Genomic DNA, 14,532 nt, shown 5'->3' on the forward strand with positions numbered 1-14,532 from the left:
CATCCCCTACCCGTGTCCGGCGAAAATCTCCGCCAGGCCGCTGCGCCGTTCGGTGCGCGTCACGATGGCTTGCGCCAGTACCTGCTCGTCGGCGTAAAGCGACAGGCGCCGTTTGGCGCGGGTAATCGCGGTATAAACCAGCTCGCGGGTCACCAGCGGTACGCTACGAGAAGGCAAGATCAGCGCCGCATGATCGAACTCCGACCCTTGCGACTTATGCACCGTCATTGCCCAGGCGGTATCATGTTCCGGCAGGCGGCTTGGCTGCACCGATTTAATGCTGCCATCCGGCATCGGGAACCACACGCGAAGTTCGCCGTCCCTTTCCAGCGCAATACCGATATCACCGTTAAACAGCCCCAGCGCGCTATCGTTACGGGAAATCATCACCGGACGACCATCGTACCAGCGTGAATGGCGCGGTAGCGTAATCGCCCGCTTACGATGAAGCATCTGCTCCAGCTGTTCATTCACGCCGCTTACTCCATAAGGCCCTTCACGCAGCGCGCACAGCAGCTGAAATTCGCCGAAGGCGGCAATCATCTGTTCCGGCGCGGCCTGCTCGCGGCGCAGTTGCAGATAACGACCGTAGCCCTCCTGTGCCGCCATCAGCATCGCTTCATACTCCTCGGTGGTGCTGAGCGGCTGCAGTACAATATCCTCGAACGGCTGGCGTAACGTCGCTTTCACCTCGGCGCGCGCGCCGGCATTGACCGCCCGCGCCAGGCTGCCGATACCGGAATGGCTGCCAAAGCGGTAGCTTTTTTGCAGCAGACATAGACTATCGCGCAACGCGCCGGCGATCTGCCCCTCCCCCGCCGGCACCGTTGCGCCGGTCAGCCTCGACAGCTCTTGCGCTCGCGCCGCGGTATAACCGGATGTCGCCCAGGCGCAGATATCGCCGAGCACCGCCCCGGCTTCCACGGAGGCCAGCTGATCACGATCGCCGAGAAAAATCACCCGCCCATGTTCCGGCAAAGCATCAATCAGGCGCGACATCATCGGTAAGTCGATCATGGAGGCTTCATCGACCACCAGCACATCCAGATGCAGCGGGTTCCCGGCGTGGTAGCGCATGCGTTGGCTGCCGGGCTGCGCCCCCAGCAGGCGATGCAGGGTACTGGCATCGGCGGGAACCAGCGCTTTTTGCTCATCGCTAAGCGGAAGTTTTCTTAACGCCGCCCCAAGGGACTCCGTCAGGCGCGCTGCGGCTTTGCCGGTCGGCGCCGCCAGCCGAATTCGACAGCGCGGCGTGTCGTTGATCTGAATCAGCGCCGCCAGCAGCTTCGCGACGGTAGTGGTCTTGCCGGTGCCGGGACCGCCGGAGATCACCGAAATGCGCCGGGTCAGCGCCACCGCCGCAGCGACTTTTTGCCAGTCGATATCGTCGGTCGCAGGAAAGAGTTCATTCAGAGTTGCCGTTAACCGTCCTTCATCAACCTCCAGTACCCGGTTCGTCTCATTAAAAAAGCGGGCGACGGTGAGTTCATTACGCCACATGCGGTTCAGGTACAGCCTGTCGCCACATAAAATCATCGGCGTCGGTTCGTCGCCGCGGCTCACCGCTGACGAAGAAAGCAACAATTGAGGCCAGTACTGCGGCTCTCCGGCCATCGCCAGCAACTGGTCGCGGATCTCGCCGGCCTTGCCGCTTAGCGCTTCTTCAGCGTTGAGGCGCGACAGCGGCAGGCAGACATGACCTTCTCCGGCATCCCGGCTCAACAGCGCGGCGGCCAGCTTCACTGCCGGAGGGGCATCCTGTGCCACCATCAGCGCAAACTGTACGTCCAGCGGTCGCAGCAAACGCTGCTCGGCGGCGGCCAGCAGCAGTTCATCCATGGTCATGAGTCCACCTCCAGGGTAACACCGGCAAATAGCGCGTCGAGGCCGTCAATCAGCGGCTGCGCCGGGCGGGTGGTAAAGATCCCCTGCCCGCCTTCCTGCCCGTCCATGCCGCGTAAAAAGAGATAAATGACGCCGCCAAAGTGCCGCTCGTAGTGATAATCGGCAATACGGTGACGCAGATAACGGTGCAGCGCCAGGCTATACAGCTGGTACTGCAGATCATAACGATGCAGGCGCATCGCCTGGATCATCGCCTGCTGGGTATAGGCTTCGCGGTCTTCGCCCAGCCAGTTAGATTTGTAGTCCAACAGGTAATAACGACCATCATGACGAAATACCAGATCGATAAACCCTTTCAGCATGCCGCGGACCTGGCGGAAATCGAGCGCCGGGGTATCAGCCGACAGCGGATCATAGCGGCGGATCAGCGCGTCCAGCTGCAGCGGATCCAGCGGTTGTTCAATCGGTAGATAAAAGGCCATTTCCACCTGTTTATCCCGCACGCCCAGCTGATTCAGGGCGATTTCAGCCCCCGGCAGGCGTGTTCGCAGCACGCCGTCCAGCCATTCGCTCAACACCGGCGCCCACTCTTCGCCAAAACCGTGCAACTGTAGTTTTTGCGCCATCCAGTCAACCGGTACCGGCTGACTGAAATCGAGATCTTCAAACAGGCTATGCAGGAAAGTCCCCGGCGACGCGCCGCGTGGGAACTGATGAGGCGTGAGCTGCGGCTCTTCCGCCACCTCACCAACGCCCGCGGCGTCGATATCGAGACGCGGTAGCAGCTCCTGACCGGCGCTGGAACCATGTTGCTGCAGGCCGGAATAACTGGTCACCCGCCAGTCGTCACTCACCTGGCGTTCAACCGTCCGCGCCGAAAGCGACGGTAGCGCGTTTTCCGGTGCCTGCCACGGCGTCTGGTCCATGGTATCGGGAATACATAGCGCAATATCATCGTGGCATAATGCCTGTAGCCGCGCGGTCAATCCCGCCGCGTCCATCGGCTCGCCGTCCTGCAGCAGACGGCCGAGGGCGCTGTGATGAAAATCGCTGTTGCCAGGTTTATCGCTTCGGCGGGTACTTAACGGCGCGACCCCGAGACTGCAGTGCCACACCGCGCGGGTCAGGGCGACGTACAACAGGCGTAAATCCTCTGCCAGACGCTCGGCTTCCGCCAGCTCAAGGCTATTCTCCCCCTCTCCGAGGTCGAGTACCGCGGCAAAGGAATCGCGGTCGTGGTAAAACGCCTGATCCTGTTTACGAAAGCGCGCGATAAAGGGCAGCCAGACCAGTGAATATTCCAGTCCTTTTGATTTGTGGATGGTGACGATTTGCACCAGATGCTTATCGCTCTCCAGACGCATCTGCTGGCTGGAAGCATTGCTATCCGGTTCGGCGATATGTTGCGTCAGCCAGCGCACCAGCGCGTGCTCGCTCTCCAGCTGATTAGCCGCCTCTTGTAACAATTCGCTGATATGCAAAATATCGGTCAAACGGCGTTCGCCGCCGTGGGTCGCCAGCAGATTTTCGGCAATATGACGCGCCCCCATCAGCGCGCGCAGCATTGGCATCACGCCGCGCTGGCGCCAGATGTGCCGGTATTCACTGAACTCCTCTACCAGCGCATCCCAGGCACGTTCATCCTGATTGAGGTTTTCGATATCCTGCGCATTAAGGCCAAACATCGACGTCGCCAGCGCGCTGCGTAGCGTGTTTTCACGCTCTGGCGCCAGTACCGCCTGTAGAACCCACAGTAATTCCTGCGCTTCCGGGGTTTCAAAAACGCTGTCGCGGTTTGAGAGATAGACCGACGGGATCGACAAAAGCTGCAGCGCATCGCGAATGAGCGCCGCTTCGAGACGGTTACGCACCAGCACGGTGATATCGGAGGCACGCACCGGCTCGGCTTTTTCGCCGCGCCACAGCAGCGCGCGCCCCTGCTGGCCGGCGCTGAGCCAGTCGCGGATCTGCGTCGCACACAATTGCGCCATAAAAGACTGATAATCGCCAGAACCGACGGCTTCGCCAGGCATTAACCACATGTTCATCGCCGAGATCGGCTTCTCATCAATGGTAAAGCGCAACGTCTGATTTTTAGCGGCTGGCTTCACCGGCAAGAATGGGATCTCGCGGAACATGAATGGATTATCACTCAGGCCGAACAGACGATTTACGCTCTGTACCATGCCTGGCGCCGAACGCCAGTTGGTATCCAGCGTATAGTGGGCAGCGACATCGCCACGCGCTTTCATATAGGTGAAAATATCGGCGCCGCGAAAGGCGTAAATCGCCTGTTTCGGGTCGCCAATCAGCAGCAGGGCCGTATCCGGCTGGCGACGCCAAATGCGGCGGAAGATACGATACTGTTGCGGATCGGTATCCTGGAACTCATCGATCATCGCCACCGGGAAACGCTGACGAATAGCGCTGGCCAACGCTTCGCCGCTGTCGCCGCGCAGCGCGTCGTCAAGGCGGCTGAGCATGTCGTCAAAGCCCAGTTCGCCTCGACGCCGCTTTTCGCGGGCGACCGCTTCGCGGATCTCCACCATCGCCCTGGCGATAACCAGATCGTTTAAGGTAAGCGGTGAGGCGAGCAGCGCCTCTACCGCGCTGAATAAGGGATGCAACGGTGGTTCGCCGCCGTCTTTGGTGCGCTCAAGGAGGAACGGTTGCGAGAATTTTTCCAGCGCATCAGGCAACTGATAACTCAGCGTTTCTTCCTGCGCCCAGGCGCTGACCTTTTCGATCCACTTGCCCTGGTTGCCGCGGTTGAACTTGCGGCGATCGAGCCCTGAGTTTTCCAGCACGTTTTCAATTTCGCTAACCTGCTCCTGCCACTGCTGCTTCAGCGCATTGATACGTTCCAGGATTTGCTGATGGCGGCTTGCCAGCGTCTCTTCCGCGGGCGGCGGCGATTTTAGCTGCGGCGCTTCGCCCTGTAGCCAGCGGTCGATCGCCTTGAGCAGATCGCGTGGTCCTTTCCACTGTTCATGGATCACCGCGGCGATATCGCGCGGCAGCGGATAACAGTGGCGACGCCAGAAGTCGGCGCAGGCCTGATAACGCAGGCGGGATTCGTCTTCAATCAGTTGCTGTTCAAACAGCATGCCGGATTCGAAGGCGTTGAGGCTTAGCATCCGCTGACAGAAGCCGTGGATGGTAAAGACTGCCGCCTCGTCCATCTGCCGCTCCGCCAGCATCAACGTTTGCGCCGCCTGGTTTTTATCGGCGATTTCCGCGAGCAGAGAGGCATACAGAGGATTACTGGAACTCTCACGCAAACAGGCGATCCGCAGTTCATGAATATTGCTGCGGATGCGCCCGCGCAGCTCTTCCGTCGCCGCTTCGGTAAAGGTAACCACCAGCAGCTCTTCAACGCTAACCGGCCGGGGGAAAGCTGATTCTCCCCCCAGCCCCAGCAGCAGCCGTAGATATAGCGCGGCGATGGTAAAGGTTTTGCCGGTGCCCGCGGAGGCTTCTATCAGCCGCTCGCCCGTCAGGGGCAAGCGGAGTGGGTCAAGAGACTCAGCGGTTTCGGTCATTCATTCTCTCGCATCAGGGGTAAGGATTTTTGCAATGCGCTGACGCTTTCCCATACCTTACCGCCTTCAGGGGCGGCGTATTCCGTCTTGCCGTTCTGGCTGCCGGAAACCTGGGATAACAGTGCCATGCCTTGCGGATCCACCACCGTCTGATGGAAGAAGTCGGCAAGTTTTTGCGGCGTCAGCAGTTTCATCTGAGCCACTACTTTATCACGTGAATCGAAGCGCATATTACCGCGATCGAAATCTTTGCTCAGCTTTGATGCTTCTTCGCTCAACGTTTGCGGCGCCTGCAGCATCTGGCTAATCGCCGCCTGCTGGATCTGGGCAAACTCTTCCGGTTTCATCGCCCGCAGTTTGGCTTCCGCCGTCGGGAAGAAGGCCTGGAAGCGCTGCCAGAGGAAGGCTGGCTGTTTATCGCTGCTCTGTAGCAGGAAGCCCATCCCCCACTGGCGGCCAACATTCATTGAGAAGGCGAATACCGCATAGCCGAGTTGTTCTTCAGTACGTAACTGGTTGTAGAACCAGGGCTGAATAATCTGCCCTAACAGCGAACTGGCGGCCATGCTGCTGTATTCATCGACGTTTGGCGGCGCGAAAACCGCCGCCAGCGCGGAGTCGGTGCTGCTGCCTGCTTTCTCAAACATCGCCAGCTGTTTGCTGTCGATCAGCACGTCTTTGTTGCGACACCACTCGTTGCCATCGGCGCCAAGCTGTTTTTGGATCTGGCGGGCCAGATCGGTGGACTGTCTGGCGCTCATGTTACCGATGACCAGCAGCTCCGGCCGCCCTCTTGCTTTCAGGTTATCGCGGTAGTTGATCACCTCTTTCAGAGTGATTGACGGTAGTAAATCGCGACGTGTTTTACGCTCAAAATAGGGTACCTGCGACAGCATCTGAATCGGCATAATCGCCTGGTCATAGGCTTTGCCTTTGTCCGCCGAATCCATCATCTGGGCATACCAGGACTTCGCTTGCTCAAGCTGCTCTTCGGTCGGCGTATAGCTAAAGTAGCCGTCCAGCAGCGCGGTAAAGAGCTGCGGCAGACGCTGGGTATAGCCGTTGGCATTAACCATCAGACCGTTGTTGGCGCCGGTCGAGAAGCTTATCCCGCCTACCGCGGCCTGATTGCTGAGCTGATCGAGGGCGATACCGGCCAGGTAATCATTCAACGCGAACATCACCTGACGGCGCGCGCTGTCCATCGCCTGCGGGTTACGTAGCACCAGCGAGACGTCGGCCTTCGGTTCACTGGCAAAATACTGGCTTGGCGCGTACACCACGCGCAGCGTCGGCTCATCGACGATAAGCTCCGGATGCGGGTAGGCCTTATCGCTCTTAATCAGCGTGAAATCATCCGGAATATACGGGTTCAGCGCCGGCAGTTGCAGCTTAATGGCCGCAGATTTTTGCTGCCAGTCGGTGAAGGTCCGGGCGCTAATTTTATCGACCTGGTACGGCGCGTTGACGAAATAAGCGGTTTTGTTGTGCGGCTCATTCGGGCTGATGTACCAGATACGCGCATTTTGCGGGGTCATCATCGCCAGACGGTCTTTAATCGCCTGGGCATCATAGCGGTCGGCGATATTAACCACGTCCAGTACGTGCTCTACCGGCACGCGAATCATGGTATCGGCCAACCACTCCACATAATCCATATCGCGGTTAATCGACGGATAACGGAAATCGAGCTCCAGCACGTGGGCTAATTCATCAAAGTAGCGCTTATCAATACCCTGTGTACGCAGCAAATTCAGGTAGCTGAAAATAGCGGCGGTAACTTCATCGCGGTGCGCCAGGCCTTTATCGGTGAGGGTAGCGGAGATCGCCAGCACGCCGCTATTACCGTTGACCGCCGGATCGGAATCCGCGCGAATCCCTTCCGCCAGCCCCTGCTTCTGCAGCCAGTCGGATAAGGTGCCGGGGCTGCGGTTGCCAATCATATAGGTCACCAGCTCATCGGTCTTGCTGCGGAATTGAGCGCTGTTGTTATCGATGCGGAATTCAACGCGCAGCACCTTACGCGGCATCGCCGGCACGTAGTGAATCACAATGCCCTTCTGCGCATCGGTCACGACAGGTACGGTAATCTCCGGCTTGCTGATGTCATGATTAGGCACCCGCCCGTAGGTCGCGGCGGCAATGCTTGCCAACTCAGGCAGCGGCTTATTGCTATAGATAACTGCCTTCATCAGGTTTGCCGAGTACCAACGGTCGCGGAAAGCGTGCAGCGCATCAAGCACCGGGCTACCAGGCTTATCGCTCAGCGTATCGAGGTTACCGCCGGAAAATTGTGAAGCCGGATGCGCAGGGTTGATGGTTTCGGCGCTCACCTGCGCCATGCGCATCCCGTCCCGGGTGCGCGCCATAGTCAATTCGGCGTTGACCGCGTTACGTTCGCGTTCGGCATATTTTTTATCCAGCAGCGGCGCAGCAATGGCATCGGCCAGCCGATCGACAGCGCCGTTGAGAGCATCGTTTTCCACTTCAAGGTAGAACGCGGTGCGATACGGCGCCGTGCTGGCATTATGACTGCCGCCGTGCATTTTGAGGAATTCAGCAAGGCTGTCAGGCTGCGGGTACTTCTGCGAGCCCATTAAGGTCATATGCTCGAGATAGTGCGCCAGCCCTTGATGGTCGGCCGGATCCTGCAAGGAACCCACCGGCACCACCAGCGCCGACAACGATTTTACCGCCTGCGGATCGGATACCAGCAGCACGACCATGCCGTTTTGCAGGCGAATAGCCTGATAGTGACGGGGATCTTTTTCGCTTTTACGGATGGTTTCCTGAATCGGTTGCCATCCGGTGTCTGCCTGACTTAACGGCGCCCAAAGGGCGACCACTACAACAAGAACTTTGAACCATAAACTGCGGGGCATTCACGGACCTCATCATTAACAAACTTCGCGCTGCATAGCGTCAGCGTGGATACCCATCATCAGGCTCGGGCCATCTTCCGGGTATTTAAAACATCAGTCCGTGATTCGCTGCGCATAATAAATGAACAACCTTCTTTTGCGCAATTTTTATACTATTACAATTTTATTCGGACTGATGGAAACGAAATATCGGCAACAGATAACGCTGCGCCTGCGCGATAATCTCTTCATAGTACGCAGGCTCAAGGGTGCGCCACAGGCGCTGGTACCAGATATCGGCACCTTCGCCGCTCACCACCATATTACCTTCGTAGGCCTGAAGGAACTTGCTACGCGCTTTTTGTTGCGTATCGTCATCCATTAACATGACATCCTTTTCTGCGTCGTAACAGGCTTTTAGCCACGCGCCGCCGCTTTCCGGCAACAGCAGTAGCGGTTTTGACATCCCCTGCAGGTAGCCTTCTACCAGCTCATTTAGATACGCCTGCGCCTGCTCCGCCGCCAGCGGCGGGAAACGCCATTCGCCTTCCTTGCGCACGAACAAGCGACTTTCGCCGAGACCGCCGCTAGCACAATAGACAAGATGTTCCAGCCAAAGTTGCACGCCCTGAGAGACGCTCAGCAGCGACGGACGCCAGCGCAATAGCCCATCCGGCTGTACCTGCTGTAGCCAGCCGGTGAGATTGATACCGTTGCACTGTAGGTCGATCTCCATACTTTGCGCGGGCTGACGACTGGCGATAACCCGCTCAGCCAGGTTCTGCATTTCCTGACGCTGTGCCTCCCATGCCAGTTCGCCAAACGCGCCAAAAGGCAGCTCACCCGCCGCACGAAAACGACGATACATCGCTGACGCATCCTGTTGTTCAATCAGCGTATTCAGCAACTGTTGGTTCAACTGGTAACGGCTTAGCCCTTCAAGCACGAAAGGCTCATCTTCGGGGATCTCGCTCTCTTCAGAGCGGAAATTCACCCGCAGACGCTGCTGGAAGAAAGCGCGCACCGGATGCTGCCAAAAGCGTAACAGCTGTTCGAACGGCAGCGTGTCGATATCGAGCGGCGCAAGCGGCTGGATAAATTCACTATGCGCCTCTCCCTGCTGGCTGGCGGCGGCCAGCCACTCTCTTGCATAGCTCTGATCTTCATCCGGCAGGTAATTGGCGGCATCAAAAGGCATGCGCGTATGCAGATGGGTAATGTGCTCTTTAACGCGGCGTTCGCTGGCATCGCAGTCCAGCGCTTCATCGCCTTCAAGGCAGTGGCTCTGACCGATATAGTCCGCCAGTTCCTGTACCAGCACCGAAGGATAGCGCTCGCTATTATCCTGAATAGAGCGGCCGATATAGCTGATGTATAGCTTCTGTTCGGCCGACATCAGCGCTTCCAGGAACAGATAGCGGTCGTCGTCGCGACGGCTACGGTCGCCGCGCTGCGGTTTTTGGCTCATTAAATCGAAACCCAGCGGCGCGAGGGTGCGTGGGTAGACGCCGTCGTTCATCCCCAGCAGGCAGACAACTTTGAAGGGAATAGAACGCATCGGCATCAGGGTGCAGATATTCACCGGCCCGGCCAGGAAACGCTGGCTGATGCGCTGCTGATCGAGGCGCTGCGCCAGCTCATCGCGCAGCAGCGATAGCGGTACGGCAGCCCCGTACTGCGCATCCAGCCCGCCATCGATGATGGCTTGCCATTGCTGTTCAATCAGCGCCAGCGCCGCTTCGGTTTCACTGTCCGGCAGGAAGAAATCCGTGAGCAGATCGCGGCACACCGGCAGCCACTCTGTCAGCGGGCGATCCTGTGCCAGACCGCGGCGCCACAGATTGAGCTGCATCAGCAGCGAAGCGAGATTCCCCACCAGTTCGGCAATCAGCCCGCTGGATTCATCATAGGGCAGCACCGACTGCCACTCGCCCTGGCTGCTGTCCATCGCATATCCCAGCAGCATACGTGTTAAACCGAAACGCCAGGTGTGCTGACCGGTCGCCGGGAGATCCATTTCGCGCACGTTGTCGTCATCCATGCCCCATCGTACACCGGATTCATTGACCCACTGGCGCAGGTAGCGTAGCCCCTCTTCATTGATATTGAAGCGCGCCGCCAGCACTGGCACATCCAGCAGCGCCAGCACATCTTCACTGGCGAAACGGCTATCCGGCAGAGAAAGCAACGTGATAAACGCCTGTAGCGCCGGGTGCGATTCCCGCGCCCGACGGTCGGAAATCGCCCACGGCAACCAGCGTTCGCCGCGCGCTGCGCCGAATACCGCCTGAATATAGGGACTGTAGCTGTCGATATCGGCGACCATGACGATAATATCGCGCGGCGTCAGCTCCGGGTCTTCTTCCAGCATCGCCAGCAGTCGGTCATGCAGCACTTCCACTTCTCGTTGCGGACTATGGCAGACGTGGATAGCCAGGCTGCGGTCGTCAGTCGCCAGCGGACGCTTGCTCTTACTGCTGGCGAACTCTTGCGCGGTGCGCCCTGCCACCGCGGCGTTGCGCAGATCCAGAATATCTGCCTGAAGGTTATGCAGCAGGTTATCGGGGGCGATATCGACAAAGGCGTCCAGCTCTTCATAGCGCTCCAGCCCGGCCAGCAGATAGATATAATCGCGCCCGAGCTTGCCCCACGAGGCCAGCAGCGGGTTGCCAACATCCTGCTCGCCATCATCATTAAACAACCCCGGCGCCTGTTCAGTGTCGCGGAACAGCGGCAGCTCGCGCGCCTCGCGGTGGTGGCGGCGCTGGCGCGACATCAGTTTGGCGAGAAACGCCGGATCTTTAATATCGCCCCAGTAGTAGCGACAGGGGTTAGTGAAGAGTACATAGACATCGACGTGCTTGCCCAGCGCCTGCAGGGCCTGCAAATACACCGGCGGCAGCGCGGAGATGCCGCAGATAAAGACCCGCGACGGCAGCCCGGCTGGCGGCTGGTCAGCATTTTCCAGCGCGCTGATAAAGCGCTGGTACAGATTAGCGCGGTGCCACAGCGGTTGCCCAAGCTCCGCGGTGTATTCGACTAACGCTTTCCACAGCGGAGCCTGCCACTGCTGAGCGTCGCCCAGCCCGTCAACCCGTTCATCGGCCTCCCAGCGCATCAGCCACTCCGGGCGATAAACCAAATACTGGTCATACAGATCGGCCACCCGCGCGGCAAGCTGGAACAGCTTACGTTTGTCGCTATCATCGCTCAGATAGTGGCGCAGCAATGTGAAGGCGTCATCGTCGAGATACTGCGGTAGTAGAGTCATTAGCTTCCAGCTCATGCTCTGTTTACTGAAGGCGCTCTCGCCGGGAATATCATCGAGCACGCGAACGAACATATCCCAGATAAAGCTGGCCGGCAGCGGAAACTCGATATTCGCCGCAATGCCGAAGCGCTTTGCCAGCGTCATCTGCAACCATTGCGCCATACCGGTACTTTGCACCAGCACCATTTCCGGCATGAAAGGGTCATCCAGCCGCTGGCGCTCGACGATAAACTCCATCAACGCTTCAAGCACATCCAGACGGTTTGAGTGGTACACCCTTAACATATTCGCTCCTGACTACTGATTTGCCGGACAATGTAGCCGGTTCATCTGCACCCGCTTAGCGGCGGGCATGGTGATCGTTACCGTGATGCTGACACAACTTTGCCTGGATGTCTGCAAGCGGCTTATTTGCCCTTGCGCGGGCTGTGCCGGGGGAATGAGTTGGCTAAAGCGCCACGCCTCCCGCCACTGCTGGCGGTAGGCGTTCAATTGAGCGGCGCCGCTGGCCAGCCCGCGGTGATAACCGCCAAGCGCCGCGATGGTCATGATTAACAGCGCCATCGCTAATAATGTTTCCGCAAGGCTAAAACCGCGCTGGCGCGCTACGGCATCAGGCATAACGCACTCTCCTTTAACGGGCAAAAATCGCTCCATCCATGCGCTAAATAGCGCAGCACGCCCTGTTCAACCCATGCTGACTGCCACAGCTGTACTGTGCCGCTGCCGGCGATAAGCAGCGCGCGGCCATCATTAAAAAGCCGCAGGCACGCTCGCCAGCGTTGGCTGCTTTCCTGTTGACACACCACATCGCTCTGCAGCGGCCAGTTCACCCCTTTGCCCCATTGCAGTGCCGACTGCGCGGCGGCCGTATCGCGAATCGCCTGGGTTTCGGCGCTCACCTGCGCCAGCAGAGATCGCTGCTGCTGATTCATCCCCTGCAACAGCAGACTGCCCAGCGCCAGTAACAGCAGCACCATCAGCAGCGATGAAACTCCGCGCTGGCGTTTCACAGGTTGAACCCCGTCACCCAATATTGCGCCTCGGCAGAAATACGCGAGTCCGATTGCGCCTGCGCCCCCAGGGTAACGATAAGTTCAGGAGAGAACCCGCTTATCGCCTGCCGCTCAACGTGAAAGCGTGTGACCGTGAGAGCGGCGGGATTGGTCATTTTCTCCCAATTTTTACCGCCGCAGTCAGCGACGCCGCGCCGCGTTTCCAGCGCTCCGTCGCGCAGGCGAAAACCGGTGGAATCGGCATCGGCCTCCGGCGCCAGTTCCCAAATGCCGTTGCTGTTGCCATCCCAGCGAACGATGACGCACTGCCCGCCGTCGGCAATCACCAGCGCCTGACCATGACATTGACCTGCGCAATATCCGGCGCGCTGCAAATGTTTGGCTAACGCATAGACCCGCTGCCATAGCTCATTTTCCAGCGCCTGCTGCTGCGTTTGGCTAAGAACCTGGCGCTGTAGCGCCGGAAGGAAACGAGCGGCCCCCAGCAGTAAAACAGAACCTATCGCCATGGCGATTAGCGTTTCGATGAGCGAAAAGCCGCGCTCTACTACTGGCATAATTCCTCTCCTTCCCGGCACAGGCGTATGCGCCCCCAGTTAGAGACAACAATCCGCCACGCTCCGCCATCGCTTTGCAGCAGGATATAACCGGCCCAGGCGCTGTTGCGCAGGCCGTAGAAGCCGATTCCCGCCGTCAGGTGCCGCAAGGTAATTCCCGGCCATAGCGGCTGCAGGGTAAAAGGCGTTTTCGCGTGACAGTCAGCCTCCACGCCGATTGCGCTCAGGCACCAGCCGGTGGGCGATTGTCCGACGCGAATGACGCGCTCGCGGTTGTGCCAGTTAGCGTCATCGCGCAGCAGCACGAGATAATCGCGCACCTGGCAGGCGACCTGCCACAGGCGCTGTTGCTGTTGCCAGCGCTGCCAGCCGTACATACCGCTGGCGCTGAGGATGATCACCAGCATCATGGTGACCAGCATTTCAATTAGGGTGTAGCCATGCTGTCTGTTCATGGCGTCGAGTATGCGTTGCTCTGACCATCCATTCGAATGGTAAATCTACGGTTCGCGTCGCGGCTCGGGAAAAAATTCGCCAGTTGCAGGATGTTGAGCGGCGTCAGGAATCAGGCTCGCAAAATTCTACGAAGAGCATAAAAAAACCGGCGCTGCTGGCGCCGGTTTGTCATCACTACAGAGAGGTTAAATCGCCACAGGCGCTTTAATACCCGGATGCGGGTCATAACCTTCAATTTCGAAGTCTTCAAAACGGTAGTCGAAAATCGACGCCGGTTTGCGCTTAATGACCAGCTTCGGCAGCGGACGCGGTTCGCGGCTCAGCTGCAGGTTGGTCTGCTCCAGGTGATTGCTGTACAGGTGAGTGTCGCCGCCGGTCCAGACAAAATCGCCCACTTGCAGATCGCACTGCTGCGCCACCATATGCACCAGCAGCGCATAGCTGGCGATGTTGAACGGCAGGCCGAGGAACACGTCGCAGGAGCGCTGATACAGCTGGCAGGAGAGCTTGCCGTCCGCGACGTAGAACTGGAAGAACGCGTGGCACGGCGCCAGCGCCATTTTATCCAGCTCACCGACGTTCCATGCCGACACGATGATACGGCGAGAGTCGGGGTCGTTTTTCAGCTGTTCCATGACCGTGCTGATCTGGTCGATATGGCGGCCGTCCGGCGCGGGCCAGGAGCGCCACTGTTTGCCGTAGACCGGCCCCAGATCGCCATTCTCATCCGCCCACTCGTCCCAGATTGTGACGTTATTTTCGTGCAGATAGGCAATGTTGGTGTCGCCCTGCAGGAACCACAGCAGTTCATGGATGATGGAGCGTAAATGACAGCGCTTGGTGGTCACCAGCGGGAAGCCTTCCTGCAGGTTAAAACGCATCTGGTGGCCGAAGATAGAGATGGTGCCAGTGCCGGTGCGGTCATTTTTTGGCGTGCCCTCGGCGAGCACTTTCTGCATCAAATCAAGATACTGTTTCATGGTT

General features: G+C 58.7%; 9 protein-coding genes. All 9 read right to left on the minus strand.

Annotation, left to right across the window (positions count from 1 at the left end; genetic code table 11):
- Positions 1 to 6: 6 nt before the first annotated feature.
- The 9 genes from recD to thyA all read right to left on the minus strand — a co-directional run bounded on the left by recD (position 7) and on the right by thyA (position 14,528).
- Positions 7 to 1,845 carry an exodeoxyribonuclease V subunit alpha gene (gene recD / locus ABLU80_RS08680; protein ID WP_348849899.1) on the minus strand — a complete coding sequence of 613 codons (1,839 nt, stop codon included), beginning with the start codon at positions 1,843 to 1,845 and terminating at the stop codon, positions 7 to 9.
- Positions 1,842 to 5,387: an exodeoxyribonuclease V subunit beta gene (recB, locus tag ABLU80_RS08685; RefSeq protein WP_348849900.1), complete on the minus strand. Its 3,546-nt coding sequence runs from the start codon at positions 5,385 to 5,387 to the stop codon at positions 1,842 to 1,844. Before recB ends, recD begins: the two co-directional genes overlap by 4 nt.
- Positions 5,384 to 8,269 carry a pitrilysin gene (gene ptrA, locus ABLU80_RS08690; RefSeq protein WP_086630503.1) on the minus strand — a complete coding sequence of 962 codons (2,886 nt, stop codon included), beginning with the start codon at positions 8,267 to 8,269 and terminating at the stop codon, positions 5,384 to 5,386. The genes recB and ptrA overlap by 4 nt, the downstream gene beginning before the upstream one ends.
- Before the next feature lie 163 nt (positions 8,270 to 8,432).
- The gene (gene recC, locus ABLU80_RS08695) at positions 8,433 to 11,804 is read right to left on the minus strand and encodes an exodeoxyribonuclease V subunit gamma (protein WP_032709039.1); all 3,372 of its coding nucleotides are present in this window, start codon (positions 11,802 to 11,804) and stop codon (positions 8,433 to 8,435) included.
- Positions 11,805 to 11,816: 12 nt separating this feature from the next.
- On the minus strand, positions 11,817 to 12,140 hold the full coding sequence (locus ABLU80_RS08700) for a prepilin-type N-terminal cleavage/methylation domain-containing protein (RefSeq protein WP_015369934.1): 324 nt from the start codon (positions 12,138 to 12,140) through the stop codon (positions 11,817 to 11,819).
- Complete coding sequence (locus ABLU80_RS08705) at positions 12,125 to 12,532, minus strand: DUF2509 family protein (RefSeq protein ID WP_047740355.1); 408 nt, start codon at positions 12,530 to 12,532, stop codon at positions 12,125 to 12,127. Before ABLU80_RS08705 ends, ABLU80_RS08700 begins: the two co-directional genes overlap by 16 nt.
- Entirely contained in the window at positions 12,529 to 13,092 is a 564-nt protein-coding gene (locus ABLU80_RS08710) for a prepilin peptidase-dependent protein (protein WP_063445841.1), read from the minus strand. Before ABLU80_RS08710 ends, ABLU80_RS08705 begins: the two co-directional genes overlap by 4 nt.
- Complete coding sequence (locus ABLU80_RS08715; protein WP_063445840.1) at positions 13,083 to 13,547, minus strand: prepilin peptidase-dependent protein; 465 nt, start codon at positions 13,545 to 13,547, stop codon at positions 13,083 to 13,085. The genes ABLU80_RS08710 and ABLU80_RS08715 overlap by 10 nt, the downstream gene beginning before the upstream one ends.
- 186 nt (positions 13,548 to 13,733) lie before the next feature.
- Positions 13,734 to 14,528, minus strand: a complete 795-nt coding sequence (thyA, locus tag ABLU80_RS08720; protein WP_015369929.1) for a thymidylate synthase — start codon at positions 14,526 to 14,528, stop codon at positions 13,734 to 13,736.
- Between the last annotated feature and the right edge of the window lie 4 nt (positions 14,529 to 14,532).

Source organism: Klebsiella sp. CN_Kp104, assembly GCF_040064515.1.
GTDB lineage: Bacteria > Pseudomonadota > Gammaproteobacteria > Enterobacterales > Enterobacteriaceae > Klebsiella > Klebsiella aerogenes.

What these genes read in the sequence shown, in the direction of transcription:
- ABLU80_RS08715 (WP_063445840.1), bottom strand. Translation starts at nt 13,547, where the DNA reads ATGAACAGACAGCATGGCTACACCCTAATTGAAATGCTGGTCACCATG.
- ptrA (WP_086630503.1), bottom strand. Translation starts at nt 8,269, where the DNA reads ATGCCCCGCAGTTTATGGTTCAAAGTTCTTGTTGTAGTGGTCGCCCTT.
- ABLU80_RS08710 (WP_063445841.1), bottom strand. Translation starts at nt 13,092, where the DNA reads ATGCCAGTAGTAGAGCGCGGCTTTTCGCTCATCGAAACGCTAATCGCC.
- recD (WP_348849899.1), bottom strand. Translation starts at nt 1,845, where the DNA reads ATGACCATGGATGAACTGCTGCTGGCCGCCGCCGAGCAGCGTTTGCTG.
- ABLU80_RS08700 (WP_015369934.1), bottom strand. Translation starts at nt 12,140, where the DNA reads ATGCCTGATGCCGTAGCGCGCCAGCGCGGTTTTAGCCTTGCGGAAACA.
- recC (WP_032709039.1), bottom strand. Translation starts at nt 11,804, where the DNA reads ATGTTAAGGGTGTACCACTCAAACCGTCTGGATGTGCTTGAAGCGTTG.
- thyA (WP_015369929.1), bottom strand. Translation starts at nt 14,528, where the DNA reads ATGAAACAGTATCTTGATTTGATGCAGAAAGTGCTCGCCGAGGGCACG.
- recB (WP_348849900.1), bottom strand. Translation starts at nt 5,387, where the DNA reads ATGACCGAAACCGCTGAGTCTCTTGACCCACTCCGCTTGCCCCTGACG.